We start from the raw sequence: 18,839 nt of genomic DNA on the forward strand, positions 1-18,839 counted from the left end.
ACCACGGTGTGACGCATTGACTTCCCCACGTAGCGCTCCTAGCGTGCAAACGTTGTCTCGACAGGTTCGAAGTCGCCCCGGAGGGACGCCTCTTATCTGCTGTGACCTGCGATTTTTATCAGCGGAATGCCGTGGCAACGCAATCTCATGACCAAAACCATTCCGGGGGAACAGACACGACTTCGGTACGTCACGACCAGGAGAGACAGTGAAGACCAGCACCGCCAGAGCGATTCAGTGTTCCGCAGCGCTCGCCGCCGCCGGACTCCTCCTCACCGCCTGCGGCTCGTCCGGCGGCAGCGGCTCCGGACAGTCCGCGCAGGCCGCACCGGTGTCGTTCAAGGGCCGCGGCCCCATCACATACGTCGCCGGCAAGGACACCACCGGCACCGTCCAGACGATCATCGCCCGCTGGAACAAGGCACACCCCAAGGAGAAGGTCACCTTCATCCAGCTGCCGACGGACGCCGACTCGCAGCGCCAGCAGATGATCCAGAACGCGGAGACGAAGTCCGACGCCTACACGGTGCTCGCCACCGACGTCGTGTGGACCTCGGAGTTCGCCGCCCACCAGTGGATCGAGCCGCTGCCCGCGAACCAGTTCCCGCTCGGCAAGATGCTCAAGCCGGTGGTGCAGACCGGCCAGTACCGCGGCAAGCTCTACGCCGTCCCCGCCAGCTCCAACGGCGGCCTGCTGTTCTACCGCACCGACCTGCTGAAGAAGGCCGGCGTCACCCGACCGCCCACCACCTGGGCCCAGATGACCGCCGACTGCGCCAAGGTCAAGAAGCTGCCCGAGGCCAAGACCATGTCCTGCTACGCCGGGCAGTTCCAGAAGTACGAGGGCCTCACGGTGAACTTCGCCGAGGCCGTGAACTCCGCCGGCGGCCAGATCGTCGACGCGAGCGGCAAGCCCGACGTCGACACCCCGCAGGCCAGGAAGGGCCTGGACTTCCTCGTCCACTCCTTCAAGGACAAGACGATCCCCAAGGAGGCCATCACCTACCAGGAGGAGGACGGCCGTCAGGCGTTCCAGGCAGGCAAGCTGATCTTCCTGAACAACTGGCCCTACGTGTACTCCCTCGCCCAGAAGAGCGCCATCAAGGGCAAGTTCGCCGTCGCACCCCTGCCCGGCCTGAACGGCCCCGGCGCCTCCAGCCTGGGCGGCTCCAACCTGGCCCTGTCGTCCTTCGCCAAGAACAAGGCCACGGCGCTGGACTTCATGAAGTTCTTCACCAGCGAGGAGAGCGCCACCTACTTCCTCAAGAACGCCTCCCTCGCCCCGCCCTACGCCGACCTCTACGACAACGCGTCGCTGGACAAGCAGTATCCGTACCTGCCCGACCTCAAGCAGTCGATCACGAAGGCCGTGCCGCGCCCGCGCGTCGTGCAGTACGGCGACGTGACCGCCGCGATCCAGAACGAGGTCTACGCCGCGCTCACCGGTAAGAAGAGCAGCGCACAGGCGCTGAAGGACCTCCAGGGGGATCTCCAGAAGCTGACGGCACAGTGAGGCCGCGGGTCATGGCCGACACCGCGATCCCGCCCGACACCGCCCCGCACGCGCCCGGGACGGCGGCCCGCCGCCGCCCCGGGCGGCCCCCGGCCCCCGAGCGCCCCCGGCGTCACACACGCTCCCGGGCCACCGCGGGCACCGGCCGCCTGGCCGCGCTCCTGGTCTCCCCGACCCTGCTGGTGCTGACGGTCGTCGTGCTCTACCCGACGCTCATGGCACTCGACGAGTCCCTGTACGGGCCGAAGGGGCTGGACCCGAAGACCGGATTCATCAGCAACACCGAGCCGTTCGTCGGGCTGAGGAACTACACCGACATCTTCACCCAGGCCGGCGACCGTTTCTGGAACGCCTTCTGGAACACCACCTTCTTCACCGTCGTCACGGTGTCGCTGGAGACCGTGATCGGCGTCGCCATGGCGATCGTCATGCACCGGGCCTTCCGGGGCCGGTCCGTCGTGCGGGCCAGCATCCTCGTCCCCTGGGCGATCCCCACGGCCATCTCCGGACTGCTCTGGAAGTGGATCTTCAACGCGGACGGCATCGCCAACGTCCTCCTCGGACACCAGGTGCTGTGGACCGCCGACGGCTTCTCCGCCAAGATCGCGGTCGTCATCGCCGACGTGTGGAAGACCGCCCCCTTCATCGGCCTGCTCGTCCTGGCCGGCCTCCAGGTGATCCCGAAGGAGGTCTACGAGGCGGCCCGGCTCGACGGGGCGAGCGCCCTCCAGCAGTTCTGGCGCATCACCCTGCCGCTGGTGAAGCCCGCGCTGCTGGTGGCGGTGCTGTTCCGCTGCCTGGACGCGCTGCGGATGTTCGACCTGCCCTACATCCTCATCGGCGCGCAGAAGGGATCCGTCGAGACCCTGTCGATGCTCGCGCAGAACGAGGCGTCCAACGTCCGCTTCGGACCCGCCTCCGCGTATGCGGTCCTGCTCTTCCTCTACGTCTTCCTCATCGCGCTCGCCTTCGTCCGGCTGCTCGGCGCCGACCTCATCGGGGGCGCCGGCGGGACGAAGAAGCGCAAGAGCCACCCGGTCAGGGTGCCGCGCCGCCGCGTCCGGGAGGTGACGGCATGATTCTCACGGCCAAGTGGCGGCAGTGGCTGCCCCATCTGGGCATCGCCGTGGTGGTGGCCTACTGCCTGGCCCCGTTCTACTGGATGCTGGTCTCCAGCCTCCGCAGCACGGGCGACATCTTCAGCACCTCTCTGTTCCCCTCCGCGGTGTCGTTCGAGAACTACCGGTCGGTGTTCAGCCCGGGCCAGGGCTTCACCAGGGCGTTGCTCAACAGCTTGATCGTCGCCGGGATCACGACCGCGATGTCGCTCCTGCTGGCAACGTTCACCGCATACGCGATGGCCCGGCTGGAGTTCCGCTTCAAGCGGCTGATCCTCACGCTGATCATCGCCACCTCGATGTTCCCGGTGGTCTCGATCGTCGTCCCGCTGCTGAAGCTGTTCACCGACATCGGCTGGATCAACACCTACCAGTCCATGATCGTGCCCAGCATGTCCTTCACGCTGCCGCTGGCGGTGTGGAACCTGACCACCTTCTTCCGGCAGATGCCGGACGAACTGGAACACGCCGCCATGGTCGACGGCTGCACCCGCGGCCAGGCCTTCCGCAAGGTCATCGTCCCGCTCGCCGCGCCGGGCATCTTCACCACCGCGATCATCACCTTCATCGCCGCCTGGAACGAGTTCCTCATCGCCCTGTCGATGACCAACAAGCCCGGCATGCAGACCGCGACCGTCGCCATCTCCAAGTTCTCGGGAGCGACGACGTACCAGACGCCGTTCGGCAGCCAGATGGCAGCGGGCGTCGTGGTGACCATCCCGCTGGTCGTGATGGTGCTGCTGTTCCAGCGCCGCATCGTCGCCGGGCTCACGGCCGGCGCGGCCAAGTAGACACGCCCCCGCACAAGGAGTCACAGCACGTGTCTTTCACCGCACCCTGGTGGCGCAGCGCCGTCATCTACCAGGTCTACATCCGCAGCTTCGCCGACCACAACGGCGACGGCATCGGCGACATCGCCGGCATCCGCTCCCGACTGCCCTATCTGAAGTCCCTCGGCGTGGACGCCATCTGGATCAACCCCTGGTACAAGTCCCCCATGGCCGACCACGGCTACGACGTCGCCGACTTCCGCGCCGTCGACCCGCGCTTCGGCACCCTGGCGGACGCCGAGCAGCTCATCACCGAAGCCCACGAGCACGGCATCCGCGTCATCCCCGACATCGTGCCCAACCACACCTCCGACCAGCACGCCTGGTTCCAGGCCGCGTTGACGGCCGGACCGGGCAGCGCAGAACGCGAGCGCTACGTCTTCCGCCCCGGCCGCGGACCCGACGGCACCGAGCCCCCGAACGACTGGGTCTCCTGCTTCGGCGGCCCGGCCTGGACCCGGCTGCCCGACGGCGACTGGTACCTGCACCTGTTCGCACCTCAGCAGCCCGACCTCAACTGGCAACACCCCGAAGTGCGCGCCGAGTTCGAGTCGATCCTGCGGTTCTGGTTCAGCCGGGGCGTCGACGGCTTCCGCATCGACGTCGCCCACGGCCTGATCAAACACCCGGAGCTGCCCGACCTGCCGCCCCGCGCCGAACCCGCGGTGACGGGCCCGCTCACCCGCCGGGACGAGATCCGGCAGCATCTCGACCACCCGCACTGGGACCGGGACGAGGTGCACGAGATATACCGGGCCTGGCGCAAGGTCGCCGACGAGTTCCCCGGCGACCGTTCCTTCGTCGCCGAGGCCTGGGCCGACACCCCGGAGCGGCTGGCGGCGTACGTCCGCCGGGACGGCCTTCACACGGCGTTCAACTTCGACTTCCTCATGTGCGGTTGGGACGCCAAGGACCTGCGGGCCGTCATCGACGACTCCCTCGCCATGCTCGGTGCGGTCGGTGCTCCGGCCACCTGGGTCCTCTCCAACCACGACGTCATGCGCCACCCCAGCCGCTACGGCCGTACCACCGGGCGGAGCTGGATGGCCAACGCGCGCTACGAACCCGACGGCGCCCTGGACCTCGGCCTGGGCACCCGGCGTGCCCGGGCCGCCGCCCTGCTGATGCTCGCCCTGCCCGGCGGCGCCTACGTCTACCAGGGTGAGGAACTCGGCCTCCCCGAGGTCGAGGACCTGCCCGAATCCGCCCTCCAGGACCCGATCTGGGAGCGCTCCGGCCACACCGACCGCGGCCGCGACGGCTGCCGTGTGCCCATCCCCTGGTCGGGCGAGGCGGCCCCCTACGGTTACAGTCCCGACGACGCGACGGCCGAACCCTGGCTGCCGCAGCCCTCCGACTGGGCCGGCCTGAGCGTCGAGGCCCAGACCGGTGACCCCGCCTCCATGCTGGAGCTCTACCGCACGGCCCTGCGCATCCGCCGCGACCACCCCGCCCTCGGCGACGGCACGATGACGTGGCTGGACGCCCCCGAGGGGGTACTGGCCTTCAGCCGCGACCCCGGCTTCGTGTGCGTGGTCAACCTCTCCGCCGAGCCGTACGAACTGCCCGCACACTCCGAGCTGCTCCTGGCCGGCGGCCCGCTTCAGGACGGTGCGCTGGGGCCCGACCAGGCGGTGTGGCTGACGGTGTAGCGGTGATCCTAGGCTGGAGGTATGGCTCGCACGGCGCAGGAGAGTCCCGTCTCGCTCACGCTCCGGCCGTCGGCGCCGGCGCTCGCGCCGCTGATCGGTGCGCTCGGCTATGCCGAGGGCCGTTTCGCGCACTCCGCCGAGCTGGCCCTGCCGACAGGCGGGGCGCAGCTGCTCGTGAACCTCGACCGGGACGCCCTGTGCTCGTCGGACAGGCGGACCCGGGGTGCGGCACTGCAGGGGCCGTACACGGGGCCGGCGGTGATCGACCCGGCGCAGCAGCGCGCGGTCGTGTGGGTGGCGTTCCGTCCCGCGGGGGCGTATCCGTTCCTCTCCGTGCCGGTCGGCGCGGTCCGCGATCGGCTCGCCGGGCTCGACGAACTGTGGGGCACGGACGGTGCGGTGCTGCGCGAGCGGCTGCTGGAGGCCATGGCCGCCGGCGGCCCGCAGGCGTGCCTGCGGGAGCTGGAGACGGTCCTGCTGCGGCGGTCGGAACGTCCCCTGGAGCCCGACCCGGCGGTCCGTCTCGCCGCGGTGCTGCTCGACCGCGGAACGCCGGTGGGTGAGGTCGCCGACCGGCTCGGCTGGACCTCCCGGCGGCTGGCCCGCAGGTGCACCGAACAGCTGGGACTCGCGCCGAAACGGTATGCGCGGGTACGGCGCTTCCAGCGGCTGCTGGGCCGCGTGAACGCCGGGCCCGGGGAGCCGGACTGGGCGCTCCTCGCCGCGCGGTGCGGCTACCACGACCAGGCGCATCTGATCCACGAGTTCCGCGCGCTCGCCGGGATCACCCCGACCGCGTACGCGCCGCGCTCGCCCCTGGAACGCAACCACGTTCCGCTCGGCGGGTGACGGATGCTGCCCGGCCGACCGTTTTCTGCAATCCACGGCCGCCCCGAGCGGCCATCGTGAAGGGCATGACGAACACGAACGACAAGCCGTCCCTCACCCGGCTCTACGCCCGCCTCGTGGTCTCCGACGGGCCCCGGGCGATCGACTTCTACCGGACCGCGTTCGGCGCCGAGGAGATCGAGCGGTACACCGACCCCGACGGGAAGATCGTGCACGCCATGCTGCGGCTCGGCGGCGCGGTGATCGCGGTCAAGGACGCCGACGAGAGCGACCCGGCGCCGGACTCGCTCGGCGGCAGCCCGGTGATCATGGCGCTGGACGTGTCCGACGCCGACGCCGTGGCCGAGGCCATGCTGCGGGGTGGGGCGAGCGTGGTGTATCCGATCGCCGACCAGCACTACGGGCAGCGCGGCGGCCGCCTCGCCGATCCGTTCGGCCATCTCTGGATGATCTCCCAGACGATCGAGGAGCTGACCCCAGAGGAGATCCAGAAGCGGACGACCGACCTGTTCACCTGACGAGTTCACCTGATGAGTGCGCCGTACGGTCGCCGGGCGGCCGTCAGTGCGCCTGCGCGACCGGCTCCTTTGCCGTCGCGGTCGTCGTCGCCCGGCCGCCCGGATGGCGCAGGGCGCACAGGAACCCGATGCCCAGGGCGATGGCCATGCCGTAGAAGACCCACTGGTTGGCCTCGGCGAAGTCCATGCGGACGGCGCTCATCGCGTCCCGGGTCGCCTCGGCGGCGGGGCCGGTGCCGGTGGGCGGCCGGGAGTCGCCGTTGCCCGTGACCGACTCGGTGATGTCCCGGGCCACGGCGTCCGCGTCGCCGGCGGGCATGCCGCGCGATCGCAGGCTCTGCACGACGTTGTCGGTCGTGACGTGCGTCAGGACGGTGCCGTAGACGGCCAGGCCCACGCTCGCCGCGTAGTTGCGCACGGTCTGGGTGATGCCGGTGACCTCGCCGTACGAGGCGCCGATGGCCCGGTTGACGGCGTCCGTCGAGGCGGGTGCGAGGACGAAGCCGATCCCCGCCCCGGCGAGGGCCGCGTAGGGCCACTGGTCGTGCATGGACAGGTCGGTGAGCTTGTTCGCCCAGAGGGCGAACCCGGCGCAGCCCACCGCGGTGCCCAGCTTCAGGGCCGGGCGGGCGCCCTGCTTGTCGAGGATCCGGCCGCCCCACTGCGAGGCGATCGCGAAGCCCGCGAAGAAGTACAGCAGGAACAGGGCCGCCTGGTTCGGCGAGGCGCTCAGGGACACCTGGGCGTACACCGAACTGAAGAAGAACACCGGAACGAAGGCGAGCATCGCGAAGAACAGCACCGCCGCGTCCACGGTGAACGCCTTGTCCCGGAAGACCCGCAGGTCGATCAGCGGATGCCGCACCTGGCGCTCGAACCGGACGAACCCGTAGAGCACCGCGAGCCCGCCCGCGACGCACACCCACGTCGCCCAGCTGTCCCAGCCCCAGGACCAAGCCTGCTGGAAGCCGAGGACGCTCAGGCCCATGCCGACCGCGATCAGGGCGGCGCCACGGACGTCCAGGGCCCCGGACCGCCGCCGGTCGGAGATGTGCGCCAGGGCCGTGAGGACCAGCGCCACGATCGCCACGGGCACGTTGACCCAGAACACGGCCCGCCAGGTCCAGCCGGTGAGCCAGCCGCCCAGCAGCGGGCCGAGGGCCGTCAGGGCGCCGGAGACGCCGAAGAACAGGGCCAGGGCGCGTCCGCGTCGCTCGACCGGGAACACCGCCACCACCACGGCGAGTGCCGCGGGGAACAGCAGTGCCGCGCCGAGCCCCTGGGTGGCGCGGAACACGATCAGCCAGGTCTGCGCGGCGCTGCCCTCGGGGACGCAGCCGCACAGCACCGACGACACGACGAAAACCAGCGTGCCGATGACGACGATCCGGCGGGGCCCGTAGAGGTCCGCGAGGCGCCCGCCGAGGGCGAGGAACGCCGCGAGGGACAGCAGGTAGGCGTTCACCACCCACTGCATGCCGGACGACGACAGGTCCAGTTCGCGGACGATGTCCGGTGCCGCGATGGACACGATGGTCTGGTCGATGAAGGTCATGGCGACGGCGAACATCATCGCCGCCAGCGCCACGGTCTGCTGCGGCACCGTTCGGGAGGGGGACGCGCGTCCGCCGCGCCCCGGGCGCGTGCTGCTCACACACTCAGTCTGCGCTCGACCGTGGCATGACGCATCAGAAGACTCTGTCGCCCCGGGAGGCTCCTCGTGCCCCAGGGGCACAGCAATACCGCCGAACGCGTTCCACGGCAACCCCTCGGCGGTGTGAGGACAACCTCCTCGGCCATGTGACCACGGCCCGCCGCCGATGCCGCGTCGGACGTGCAGGATGCGGGCACCAAGGAGGACAGGCACCCGAACGACGGAGAGGCAGACGATGGTCCCAGCGGAACCGGAACCCCAGCGGATCGGCATACCCGCCGAGTCCACTGCGGGCGAGACCAGGGTGGCGGCGACGCCGGCCACCGTGGGGAGACTTGCCGCGCTCGGCTACGAGGTGGTGGTCGAACCGGGGGCGGGAGCCTCGTCCCGCTTCTCCGACGCGGCGTACGAGGAGGCGGGCGCCCGGCTCGGCGACCCGTGGCAGGCGGAGATCGTGCTCAAGGTGAACGGCCCGTCGAGTGAGGAGATCGGCAGGCTGAGGGACGGGGCGACGCTGATCGCGCTCATCGGCCCCGCGCTGCACCCGGAACTGGTCGACGAGCTGGCGCGGCGGCCGGTCACCGTGCTCGCCATGGACGCCGTGCCGCGCATCTCGCGCGCCCAGTCCCTGGACGTGCTCAGCTCGATGGCGAACATCGCCGGATACCGGGCCGTGGTCGAGGCCGCGCACGCCTTCGGCCGTTTCTTCACCGGCCAGGTGACCGCCGCCGGAAAGGTGCCGCCCGCCAAGGTCCTGGTGGCCGGGGCCGGGGTGGCCGGACTCGCCGCGATCGGCGCTGCCCGCAGCCTCGGTGCCGTGGTCCGCGCCACCGACCCCCGGCCCGAGGTCGCCGAGCAGGTCCGCTCGCTGGGCGGGGAGTTCCTGGCGGTGGGCGTCGAGCAGGAGGTCAGCACCGACGGCTACGCCAAGGCCACCTCGGAGGACTACGACCGGCTCGCCGCGCAGTTGTACGCCGAGCAGGCCGCTGACGTCGACATCGTCATCACCACCGCGCTCATCCCGGGCCGCCCGGCGCCGAGGTTGATCACCGCCGAGGACGTCGCGCGGATGAAGCCCGGCAGCGTGATCGTCGACATGGCGGCGGCCCAGGGCGGCAACGTCGAGGGCACGGTCGCCGGGAAGGCGGTCGTCACCGACAACGACGTGACGATCATCGGCTACACCGACCTGCCCGGCAGGCTCCCGGCCCAGGCCTCCCAGCTGTACGGCACCAACGTCGTCAACCTGATGAAGCTGCTGACCCCGGGCAAGGACGGCCGTCTCGTCCTCGACTTCGACGACGTGGTGCAGCGGTCGATGACCGTGGTCCGCGACGGCGAGAAGACCTGGCCGCCGCCCCCGGTCCAGGTGTCCGCCGCGCCCGCACCCGCTCCCGCCGACGGCACGCAACCGGCCGCGCCCTCCGCCCCGCCGGCGAAGCCCGCCCGCCCCGCGTGGTCCTCGTACGCCCTCGTCGGTGCCGGGGCGCTCGCGCTGTTCCTGGTGACGGCCTTCTCGCCGAGCGAACTCATCGGTCACTTCACGGTGTTCGTGCTGGCGATCGTCATCGGCTTCTACGTCATCGGCAACGTGCACCACGCGCTGCACACCCCGCTGATGTCGGTCACCAACGCCATCTCCGGGATCGTCGTGGTCGGCGCGCTGCTCCAGATCGGGCACGGGAACACCGCCGTCACCGTGCTGTCGTTCGCCGCGATCCTGCTGGCGAGCATCAACATCTTCGGCGGATTCGCCGTCACCCGCCGGATGCTCGGCATGTTCTCGAAGGGCTGATCACGGATGACCACAGTCACGGCCTCAGAAGCCGCCTACGTCGTCGCCGCGCTGCTGTTCATCCTCAGCCTCGCCGGGCTCTCGCAGCACCGGACCTCCCGCTCGGGAGTCGTCTGGGGCATCGCGGGCATGGTCGTCGCGCTGGCGGCCACCGTCGGTCTCGCCTCGAAGGGCATCACCACCACCGGACTCGTGCTGATCGCCGTCGCCACGGCCGTCGGCGCGGGCATCGGACTGTGGCGGGCCCGGGTGGTCGAGATGACCGGCATGCCGGAGCTGATCGCCATCATGCACAGCCTCGTCGGTCTCGCCGCCGTGTTCGTCGGCTGGAACGGCTACCTCGACGTCGACGCTGGGGGCCACGGCGGTGAGGAACTCACCGGTTCGCTGCTCGGCATCCACCACGCCGAGGTGTTCATCGGGGTGTTCATCGGCGCCGTCACCTTCACGGGCTCGGTCGTCGCGTACCTGAAGCTCTCGGCGCGCATCGACTCCCGCCCGCTCACGCTGCCCGGAAAGCACGTCCTCAACGTGGGCGCCCTGGTCGCGTTCGTCGCGCTCACCGTCGCGTTCGTGGCACGCCCCCACATCGGCCTGCTCATCGCGGTCACCGTCATCGCCCTCGCCCTGGGCGCGCACCTGGTCGCCTCCATCGGCGGCGGTGACATGCCGGTCGTCGTCTCCATGCTCAACAGCTACTCCGGCTGGGCCGCCGCCGCCTCGGGCTTCCTGCTCGCCAACAACCTGCTCATCGTCACCGGTGCGCTGGTCGGCTCCTCCGGTGCCTACCTGTCGTACATCATGTGCAAGGCGATGAACCGCTCCTTCATCTCGGTGATCGCGGGCGGCTTCGGGACGCCGGCCGCGGCGGCCGACGACGGCGAGCACGGGGAGCACCGGGAGATCAGCGCGGAGGAGACCGCGGAGCTCCTGCGCGACGCCTCCTCGGTGATCATCACGCCGGGCTACGGCATGGCGGTCGCCCAGGCCCAGTACCCGGTCGCCGAGCTGGCCCGCAAGCTGCGCGAGCGGGGCGTCGAAGTGCGCTTCGGCATCCACCCGGTCGCCGGCCGGCTGCCCGGGCACATGAACGTGCTGCTCGCCGAGGCGAACGTGCCGTACGACATCGTCCTGGAAATGGACGAGATCAACGACGACTTCGCCGCCACCTCGGTCGTCCTGGTCATCGGCGCCAACGACACCGTCAACCCGGCCGCCACCGACAACCCGGCCAGCCCCATCGCCGGGATGCCGGTGCTGCACGTGTGGGAGGCGGCCAACGTGGTCGTCTTCAAGCGGTCGATGGCCGCCGGGTACGCCGGTGTGCAGAACCCGCTGTTCTTCCGGGAGAACAGCCAGATGCTCTTCGGCGACGCCAAGCAGCGGGTGGAGGACATCCTGCGCAGCCTGGACGCCCTCGACACGCCCGTCCCGGAGATGGCCGGCAGCACGCGCTGAAGGGCGACGCCTGTAACCGACCGGGCGACGGTCGCGGATGAGGCACCACCCGAGCTGTTCGAACACGGGAGGTGCCTCATCGGCGCGCCGGGCCTCCGCGCGGGTCGGTGCACGCGGCGACCAAGGGTGTGCTCCCGGTACGCGTCAGCGCTCGAACTTCCAAGTCACCCGTGGTGTCGCGGGGTCTCCCTCGACCCTGATCACGCGGACGGGAATCGAGACCCGCTCGCCACCGGCCCGCGCCGTGCACGTCCCGGTCGCACCGGCCACCGCCTTCAGAGGCGCCGGGCAGGACACTTTGTCGATGTCCTTCCCGACCCACGGCAGCGGGTGGTACCAGCCCTCGATACGGGACTCCAGGATCGTCCTCTCCACTGCCGGGTGGCCGTCCACCTTCACGCGGGGCTGCCCGGGGTAGGGGTCGATCGTGGTGTGCTGTACGTCCTCGTCGGCCAGGAGATGGGTGAGGACCCCGCCCATGGCGGCCATGGCGGCCACGCCACCAACGGCACCGACGAGGAAACCGCGCTGCATTTCGTACTCCTGGGGGATCGGTAGGGAGTGGCTCCACTCTCGCCCGGGAACACGGGCGCGCGCCTCGGCCATTCGGCCGGAGCGCCGGTACCGCCGCCGCACCGGCCCTCGGCCGTTCGGCCGAGCGCCCACCGGCGGCCGGGAGCCCCGGGACGCGCGGAAGGCCGGCCCGGGTGCCGGGCCGGCCTTCCGCGTGACGCCCCGTCTCACGGGGCACCTCAAGCGCTCAGTCCGTGCCGGAGTCCATCGCGGCGCGGTCCAGCCACGCGTCCTCATCGGAGACCGCGCCCCGGGAGGCGATGGCCTCGGCGCCGCCCTGCGGCAGCTCCGGCATGGTGCCGATCAGCCCGGTCGCGGCCGCCTGGGAGGCGCCGATGGTCGGGCTGCCGGTGCCGATCAGGCCGATGCCGGCGTACTGCTCCAGCTTGGCGCGGGAGTCGGCGATGTCCAGGTTGCGCATGGTGAGCTGGCCGATCCGGTCCACCGGGCCGAACGCGGAGTCCTCGGTGCGCTCCATGGACAGCTTGTCCGGGTGGTAGCTGAACGCCGGGCCGGTCGTGTCGAGGATCGAGTAGTCCTCACCGCGCCGCAGCCGCAGCGTCACCTCGCCGGTGACGGCCGCGCCGACCCACCGCTGGAGCGACTCGCGGATCATCAGCGCCTGCGGGTCCAGCCAGCGGCCCTCGTACATCAGCCGGCCGAGCCGCCGTCCCTCGGTGTGGTACTGGGCGAGCGTGTCCTCGTTGTGGATCGCGTTGACCAGCCGCTCGTACGCGGCGTGCAGCAGGGCCATGCCCGGGGCCTCGTAGATGCCGCGGCTCTTGGCCTCGATGATCCGGTTCTCGATCTGGTCCGACATGCCCAGGCCGTGCCGGCCGCCGATGGCGTTGGCCTCCATGACCAGGTCGACGGGGGAGGAGAACTCCTTGCCGTTGATCGTCACGGGGCGGCCCTGTTCGAAGCCGATCGTCACGTCCTCGGTGGCGATGTCGACCTCGGGGTCCCAGAACTTCACGCCCATGATCGGCTCGACGGTCTCGACGCCGGTGTCCAGGTGCTCCAGGGTCTTCGCCTCGTGCGTGGCGCCCCAGATGTTGGCGTCGGTGGAGTACGCCTTCTCCGTGCTGTCGCGGTAGGGCAGCCCGTGGGCGAGCAGCCACTCGGACATCTCCTTGCGGCCGCCGAGCTCGGTCACGAACGCCGCGTCCAGCCAGGGCTTGTAGATCCGCAGGTGCGGGTTGGCGAGCAGGCCGTAGCGGTAGAACCGCTCGATGTCGTTGCCCTTGAAGGTCGAGCCGTCGCCCCAGATCTGGACGTCGTCCTCGAGCATCGCGCGCACCAGCAGTGTGCCGGTGACGGCACGGCCGAGCGGCGTGGTGTTGAAGTACGCCCGCCCGCCCGAGCGGATGTGGAACGCGCCGCAGGTCAGCGCCGCCAGGCCCTCCTCGACCAGCGCGGCACGGCAGTCGACCAGACGCGCGATCTCGGCACCGTAGGCCTTCGCACGGCCGGGCACCGAGGCGATGTCGGGCTCGTCGTACTGGCCGATGTCGGCGGTGTAGGTGCACGGGACGGCGCCCTTGTCGCGCATCCACGCGACCGCGACGGAGGTGTCGAGACCGCCCGAGAAGGCGATGCCGACGCGCTCGCCGGCGGGCAGGGAGGTGAGGACCTTGGACATAGAAAGAGTATGTATCACTTTGCATAGTCATGCAAGCCGGATATGCGGAATCGCGGAATCACCTTCTCTGCTGCTCCCGCTCAGGAACTCTCCGGGCCGGAACCTCCGAGCGCCCCCAGGATCCGCTCCGCCGCCAGCGTCGGTGTCAGCTCGCCCTCCCGGACCTGCTGCTCCAGGGCCGGCGCCAGCGCCCGTACCGCCGGGTCGGCGTGCAGACGGCCGAGGAGCTCGTCGCGGACCATGGTCCAGGTCCAGTCGACCTGCTGGTCACAGCGCTTGACCGTGAGGCGGCCGGTGGAGTCCAGCAGCGTGCGGTGCTGTTCGAGGCGCTCCCACACCGTGTCCAGACCGCTCGACTCACGGGCGCTGCAACTGAGCACGGGCGGGGTCCAGAACGCGTCCTTGCCGTGCATCAGCCGCAGCGCGCCCGCCAGCTCCCTGGCGGCGGCACGGGCGTCGCGCTCGTGCGGGCCGTCCGCCTTGTTCACGGCGATCACGTCGGCCAGTTCCAGGACGCCCTTCTTGATGCCCTGGAGCTGGTCGCCCGTGCGGGCGAGGGTGAGCAGCAGGAAGGAGTCGACCATGTTCGCGACTGCGGTCTCGGACTGCCCGACGCCGACCGTCTCCACCAGGACCACGTCGTAGCCCGCCGCCTCCATCACCACGATCGACTCACGCGTCGCCTTGGCGACCCCGCCCAGCGTGCCCGCGGTGGGGGAGGGGCGGACGAACGCCGCCGGGTCCACGGCCAGCCGTTCCATGCGCGTCTTGTCGCCCAGGATCGAGCCGCCGGTACGGCTGGAGGACGGGTCGACGGCGAGCACCGCCACCCGGTGCCCGAGCCCCGTCAGCATCGAGCCGAACGCGTCGATGAACGTCGACTTGCCCACGCCCGGCACCCCGCTGACCCCGATCCGCCGGGCCCGGCCGCTGTGCGGCAGCAGCTCGGTCAGCAACTCCTGGGCCAGCACGCGGTGCTGGGGGCGGGTCGACTCGACGAGCGTGATGGCCCGGGCGATGATCGCCCGCTTCCCGTCGAGTACGCCCTTCACATACGCGTCGACATCGATCACAGGTCGTGCCCGAGTCCGTCCGACAGTCGCTTCACCAGGTCGTACGCCGCGTCCGGGATCACCGTCCCGGGCGGGAAGACCGCCGCCGCGCCCATCTCCAGCAGCGTCGGCACGTCCTGCGGCGGGATCACCCCGCCGACCACGATCATGATGTCCTCGCGCCCCTCCTCGGCGAGCTGCTCACGCAGCGCCGGGACGAGGGTGAGGTGACCGGCCGCCAGCGAGGAGACGCCGACGATGTGCACGTCCGCCTCGACGGCCTGCCGGGCCACCTCGGCGGGAGTCTGGAACAGCGGGCCGACGTCCACGTCGAAGCCGAGGTCGGCGAAGGCGGTCGCGATCACCTTCTGGCCGCGGTCGTGGCCGTCCTGGCCCATCTTCGCGACCAGGATGCGCGGGCGGCGGCCCTCGGCCTCGTCGAAGGCGTCCACCAGCGCGCGGGTGCGGTCCACGGACGGGGACTCCCCTGCTTCGTTGCGGTACACACCGGAGATCGTACGGATCTGGCTCGCGTGCCGGCCGTACACCTTCTCCAGGGCGTCGGAGATCTCCCCGACCGTGGCCTTGGAGCGGGCCGCGTGCACCGCCAGCTCCAGCAGGTTGCCCTCGCCGCCGGCGGCCCGGGTCAGCGCGTCCAGCGCGTCCTGGCAGGCCCGCTCGTCCCGCTCGGCGCGCAGCCGCCGCAGCTTCTCGATCTGCTGCGCCCGCACCGAGGAGTTGTCGACCTTCAGCACGTCGATCTGCTCGTCGGTCTCCACCCGGTACTTGTTGACGCCGATGACGGGCTGGCGGCCCGAGTCGATCCGGGCCTGCGTGCGGGCCGCGGCCTCCTCGATGCGCAGCTTGGGGATGCCCGCGTCGATGGCCTTGGCCATGCCGCCCGCGGCCTCGACCTCCTCGATGTGCTGCCAGGCCCGCCGGGCCAGGTCGTACGTCAGCTTCTCGACGTACGCGCTGCCGCCCCACGGGTCGATCACGCGGGTCGTGCCGGACTCCTGCTGGAGCAGCAGCTGCGTGTTGCGGGCGATGCGCGCCGAGAAGTCGGTGGGCAGGGCGAGCGCCTCGTCGAGGGCGTTGGTGTGCAGCGACTGCGTGTGGCCCTGCGTCGCCGCCATGGCCTCGACGCAGGTGCGCGTCACGTTGTTGAAGACGTCCTGCGCGGTCAGCGACCAGCCCGAGGTCTGCGAATGGGTGCGCAGGGACAGGGACTTGGCGTTCTGCGGGTCGAACTGCCTCACCAGCTTCGCCCACAGCAGGCGCGCCGCCCGCAGCTTGGCGACCTCCATGAAGAAGTTCATGCCGATCGCCCAGAAGAACGACAGCCGCGGCGCGAACGCGTCCACGTCCAGGCCGGCTTCACGGCCCGCCCGGATGTACTCCACGCCGTCCGCGAGCGTGTACGCCAGCTCCAGGTCGGCGGTCGCACCCGCCTCCTGGATGTGGTAGCCGGAGATGGAGATGGAGTTGTAGCGGGGCATCCGCTGCGAGGTGAAGGCGAAGATGTCGGAGATGATCCGCATCGACGGCTTCGGCGGATAGATGTAGGTGTTGCGGACCATGAACTCCTTGAGGATGTCGTTCTGGATGGTCCCGGCCAGCTTCTCGGGCGGTACGCCCTGCTCCTCCGCCGCCACGATGTACAGCGCCAGCACCGGCAGCACGGCGCCGTTCATCGTCATCGACACGGTCATCCTGTCCAGCGGGATCCCGTCGAACAGCTGCCGCATGTCGTAGATCGAGTCGATGGCCACGCCCGCCATGCCGACGTCACCGGTCACGCGCGGGTGGTCGCTGTCGTAGCCGCGGTGCGTGGGCAGGTCGAAGGCGACCGACAGGCCCTTCTGGCCGGCCGCGAGGTTGCGCCGGTAGAAGGCGTTGGACTCCTCGGCCGTGGAGAAACCGGCGTACTGGCGGATCGTCCAGGGCTGGTTGACGTACATCGTCGGGTACGGCCCGCGCAGGTACGGCGCCGCGCCCGGGTACGTCTCCAGGAAGTCCAGGCCCTCCAGGTCGCGCCCGGTGTACAGCGGCTTGACCGCGATGCCCTCCGGGGTCTCCCAGAGCAGGTCGTCGCCGCCGGAGGCGTTCTTGACCGCCGTACGCCACTCGTCGGGGCCGCCGTCCGAGGACGGGGTCCCCAGCTCGATCCCGGAGAAGTCGGGGACGGAACGGTCGGAGGGGGCGGTCATCAGGACACTCCCATGCGGTCGAGGGTCGCGGAGAGCACGGCCACGGCGTCGCAGCCCGCGAAGACGTACGCGTCGACACCGGCGTACTGCCCGGGACGGCCCGCGAGGAACACATGCCGTGCGCCGGCGGCCTTCAGGGCCTCGGCGGTGGCCTCGGCCTGCTCCCCGTACAGCGCGTCGCTGGAGCACAGCACGGCCTCCGTGGCGCCGCTGTCCTCGAAGGCGCCGTCCGCGACGGGCTCGATGCCGCCCGCCTGGAAGAGGTTCGAGGCGAAGGTGAGGCGCGCGGTGTGCGCGGCGGCCGGGCCGATCGCGGCGAGGAAGATCCGGGGCCGGGAGCCGGTCTTCGCGAGGTGGGCGTCGGAGCGGGCGCGCAGCGCCTCGAACTCCTCGTCGCGGCGCACCCGCGGCAGCCCGCCGGACGGCGGCTCGGGCGCGCTCTCGCGGACCACCGGCTTCTCCGCGAGATACGGGAACTCGCTGACGCCCGTGACGGGTTCGCGCCGCTTCGCCAGCTTCGTACGGCGGGCCTGCCAGGTGTCGGCCAGGTCCCGCGCGAGGTCCCCCGAGCGCAGGGCCGCCGCCTGGCCGCCGAGCCGCTCGATCCGCCGGAAGAACTCCCAGCCCGCGTGGGCGAGTTCGTCGGTGAGCCGCTCCACGTACCAGGAGCCGCCCGCCGGGTCGATCACCCGGGCGAGGTGCGACTCCTCGATGAGGATGGTGGAGGTGTTGCGGGCGATACGGCGCGCGAACGCGTCCGGCAGCCCGAGGGCGTGGTCGAAGGGCAGCACGGTGACCGAGTCGGCCCCGCCCGCCCCGGCGGCCAGCGTGGCGATGGTCGTGCGCAGCATGTTCACCCACGGGTCGCGGCGGGTCATCATCACCGGGGACGTCACGACGTGCTGGAGCTGCGCCCCGGCGCGCGGCGCCCCGCAGACCTCGGCCACCCGCGCCCACAGCCGGCGCGCGGCCCGCAGCTTGGCGATCGTCAGGAACTGGTCGGCGGTCGCCGCGTACCGGAACTCCAGCTGCGCACAGGCCTGTTCGACGCTCAGCCCGGCCTCGGTGAGGTGCCGCAGATACGCCACGCCCGTGGCCAGCGAACAGCCCAGCTCCTGGGCGGCCGAGCCGCCGGCCTCGTGGTACGGCAGCGCGTCCACGGTCAGCGCCCGCAGCCCCGGATACCCCTCGGCACACAGCCGCGCCAGCTCCGCCGCCGGGGCTACGTCGACCTGCTGTCCGCTGCGGGCCTCCTGGCCCAGCGGGTCGGCGCCCAGATTGCCGCGCGCCGCCTCACGGGCGACGCCGCGCTCCTCGTACAGCCGCAGCAACTCCCGCGCGGCGGGCCCGCAGTCACGCCCCGCGTCGAGGACGACGGGGGCGAGGTCGAGAAGGACGCCGTCGAGGACCCGGCCGAGCTCCGGCACCGGGATGCCGCCTTCCCCCACTGCCAGCCACAGGGAGGTGACGCCGTTCTCGAGGTCCGCGAGCACCGCGCCGCCATCGGCCACCGTGTGCCGCTGCCGTACGTCCCAGCCGCCGAGCGTGTTCCCCTCGGCCCGGCCGGCCCGCACGAAGGGTGCGAATCCGGGCAGGCCCGGCTCGGGCGCGGTGTCGTGCGCGGTGTAGAGAGGCCGGGTGCGCAACCCGTCCTCCAGCGCGGTGGACAGGGCTTCCTCGGCCTCGGCGCCCTCCACTTCCTTGCCCGACCTGCGCAGCACACCCGCCACAAGGCGCTGCCACTGCTCATGGGGCACATCAGGGAAGTCGCCGGCCAGCTCGAGCCCGTCGTCAGGCAGGACCGTCATGCTCGGATGCTAGGACACCGACACAGAGGAGCAGCAGTGGGCGAGGCTGTGACCTTTCCCTCGCCGTTTCTGTGATCCCGATCTCCCCTCCGCACGGCTCCGCCCGGGATCGTCGCCCATGCCGGCGCAGGGCGTCAATGACCCGTCGTCACGGGGCGGAGCACCGC

General features: G+C 71.0%; 14 protein-coding genes. 8 read left to right on the forward strand and 6 right to left on the reverse strand.

Annotation, left to right across the window (positions count from 1 at the left end; genetic code table 11):
• The first annotated feature begins 208 nt into the window (after positions 1-208).
• The 6 genes from AOQ53_RS21345 to AOQ53_RS21370 all read left to right on the forward strand — a co-directional run bounded on the left by AOQ53_RS21345 (position 209) and on the right by AOQ53_RS21370 (position 6,480).
• Positions 209-1,513, forward strand: coding sequence for an ABC transporter substrate-binding protein (locus AOQ53_RS21345; protein ID WP_059419589.1), 1,305 nt, complete (start codon positions 209-211; stop codon positions 1,511-1,513).
• An 11-nt stretch (positions 1,514-1,524) separates the two neighbouring features.
• Positions 1,525-2,592, forward strand: coding sequence for a carbohydrate ABC transporter permease (locus tag AOQ53_RS21350; protein ID WP_059419591.1), 1,068 nt, complete (start codon positions 1,525-1,527; stop codon positions 2,590-2,592).
• Positions 2,589-3,422 carry a carbohydrate ABC transporter permease gene (locus tag AOQ53_RS21355; protein ID WP_059419592.1) on the forward strand — a complete coding sequence of 278 codons (834 nt, stop codon included), beginning with the start codon at positions 2,589-2,591 and terminating at the stop codon, positions 3,420-3,422. The genes AOQ53_RS21350 and AOQ53_RS21355 overlap by 4 nt, the downstream gene beginning before the upstream one ends.
• A gap of 29 nt (positions 3,423-3,451) precedes the next feature.
• The gene (locus tag AOQ53_RS21360) at positions 3,452-5,113 is read left to right on the forward strand and encodes a glycoside hydrolase family 13 protein (protein ID WP_059419593.1); all 1,662 of its coding nucleotides are present in this window, start codon (positions 3,452-3,454) and stop codon (positions 5,111-5,113) included.
• 21 nt (positions 5,114-5,134) lie between these two features.
• Complete coding sequence (locus AOQ53_RS21365; RefSeq protein ID WP_059419594.1) at positions 5,135-5,962, forward strand: helix-turn-helix domain-containing protein; 828 nt, start codon at positions 5,135-5,137, stop codon at positions 5,960-5,962.
• A 65-nt stretch (positions 5,963-6,027) separates the two neighbouring features.
• Positions 6,028-6,480 (forward strand): VOC family protein, encoded by a 453-nt coding sequence (locus tag AOQ53_RS21370; protein WP_059419596.1) that lies wholly within the window; start codon positions 6,028-6,030, stop codon positions 6,478-6,480.
• 43 nt (positions 6,481-6,523) lie between these two features.
• Here AOQ53_RS21370 and AOQ53_RS21375 read toward each other — a convergent pair whose 3' ends face one another.
• Complete coding sequence (locus tag AOQ53_RS21375; RefSeq protein ID WP_099054656.1) at positions 6,524-8,053, reverse strand: MFS transporter; 1,530 nt, start codon at positions 8,051-8,053, stop codon at positions 6,524-6,526.
• Positions 8,054-8,369: 316 nt separating this feature from the next.
• Here AOQ53_RS21375 and AOQ53_RS21380 point away from each other — a divergent pair, with 316 nt between their 5' ends.
• Positions 8,370-9,929 (forward strand): Re/Si-specific NAD(P)(+) transhydrogenase subunit alpha, encoded by a 1,560-nt coding sequence (locus AOQ53_RS21380; protein ID WP_059419598.1) that lies wholly within the window; start codon positions 8,370-8,372, stop codon positions 9,927-9,929.
• Positions 9,930-9,935: 6 nt separating this feature from the next.
• Positions 9,936-11,387 (forward strand): Re/Si-specific NAD(P)(+) transhydrogenase subunit beta, encoded by a 1,452-nt coding sequence (gene pntB, locus AOQ53_RS21385; RefSeq protein WP_059419599.1) that lies wholly within the window; start codon positions 9,936-9,938, stop codon positions 11,385-11,387.
• Positions 11,388-11,531: 144 nt separating this feature from the next.
• Here pntB and AOQ53_RS21390 read toward each other — a convergent pair whose 3' ends face one another.
• The 5 genes from AOQ53_RS21390 to AOQ53_RS21410 form a co-directional block, all read right to left on the reverse strand.
• A complete protein-coding gene (locus AOQ53_RS21390) occupies positions 11,532-11,921 on the reverse strand; it encodes a DUF4333 domain-containing protein (RefSeq protein WP_063888926.1) in 390 nt (129 codons plus the stop codon).
• Between the two features lie 226 nt (positions 11,922-12,147).
• Positions 12,148-13,602 carry an argininosuccinate synthase gene (gene argG, locus AOQ53_RS21395; RefSeq protein WP_059419602.1) on the reverse strand — a complete coding sequence of 485 codons (1,455 nt, stop codon included), beginning with the start codon at positions 13,600-13,602 and terminating at the stop codon, positions 12,148-12,150.
• Between the two features lie 80 nt (positions 13,603-13,682).
• Positions 13,683-14,675, reverse strand: coding sequence for a methylmalonyl Co-A mutase-associated GTPase MeaB (meaB, locus tag AOQ53_RS21400; RefSeq protein WP_059419603.1), 993 nt, complete (start codon positions 14,673-14,675; stop codon positions 13,683-13,685).
• A complete protein-coding gene (gene scpA, locus AOQ53_RS21405) occupies positions 14,672-16,864 on the reverse strand; it encodes a methylmalonyl-CoA mutase (protein ID WP_059419604.1) in 2,193 nt (730 codons plus the stop codon). Before scpA ends, meaB begins: the two co-directional genes overlap by 4 nt.
• Positions 16,864-18,672, reverse strand: coding sequence for a methylmalonyl-CoA mutase family protein (locus tag AOQ53_RS21410; RefSeq protein WP_059419605.1), 1,809 nt, complete (start codon positions 18,670-18,672; stop codon positions 16,864-16,866). The genes scpA and AOQ53_RS21410 overlap by 1 nt, the downstream gene beginning before the upstream one ends.
• Between the last annotated feature and the right edge of the window lie 167 nt (positions 18,673-18,839).

It is taken from the genome of Streptomyces azureus (assembly GCF_001270025.1).
In the GTDB taxonomy this organism is placed as follows: Bacteria; Actinomycetota; Actinomycetes; order Streptomycetales; family Streptomycetaceae; genus Streptomyces; species Streptomyces azureus.

Excerpts from the sequence above, each read along its gene's own strand:
- AOQ53_RS21365 (WP_059419594.1), top strand. The coding sequence starts at position 5,135 with ATGGCTCGCACGGCGCAGGAGAGTCCCGTCTCGCTCACGCTCCGGCCG.
- AOQ53_RS21355 (WP_059419592.1), top strand. The coding sequence starts at position 2,589 with ATGATTCTCACGGCCAAGTGGCGGCAGTGGCTGCCCCATCTGGGCATC.
- AOQ53_RS21380 (WP_059419598.1), top strand. The coding sequence starts at position 8,370 with ATGGTCCCAGCGGAACCGGAACCCCAGCGGATCGGCATACCCGCCGAG.
- pntB (WP_059419599.1), top strand. The coding sequence starts at position 9,936 with ATGACCACAGTCACGGCCTCAGAAGCCGCCTACGTCGTCGCCGCGCTG.
- scpA (WP_059419604.1), bottom strand. The coding sequence starts at position 16,864 with ATGACCGCCCCCTCCGACCGTTCCGTCCCCGACTTCTCCGGGATCGAG.
- AOQ53_RS21375 (WP_099054656.1), bottom strand. The coding sequence starts at position 8,053 with ATGATGTTCGCCGTCGCCATGACCTTCATCGACCAGACCATCGTGTCC.
- AOQ53_RS21390 (WP_063888926.1), bottom strand. The coding sequence starts at position 11,921 with ATGCAGCGCGGTTTCCTCGTCGGTGCCGTTGGTGGCGTGGCCGCCATG.
- AOQ53_RS21410 (WP_059419605.1), bottom strand. The coding sequence starts at position 18,672 with ATGACGGTCCTGCCTGACGACGGGCTCGAGCTGGCCGGCGACTTCCCT.
- AOQ53_RS21370 (WP_059419596.1), top strand. The coding sequence starts at position 6,028 with ATGACGAACACGAACGACAAGCCGTCCCTCACCCGGCTCTACGCCCGC.
- AOQ53_RS21350 (WP_059419591.1), top strand. The coding sequence starts at position 1,525 with ATGGCCGACACCGCGATCCCGCCCGACACCGCCCCGCACGCGCCCGGG.
- argG (WP_059419602.1), bottom strand. The coding sequence starts at position 13,602 with ATGTCCAAGGTCCTCACCTCCCTGCCCGCCGGCGAGCGCGTCGGCATC.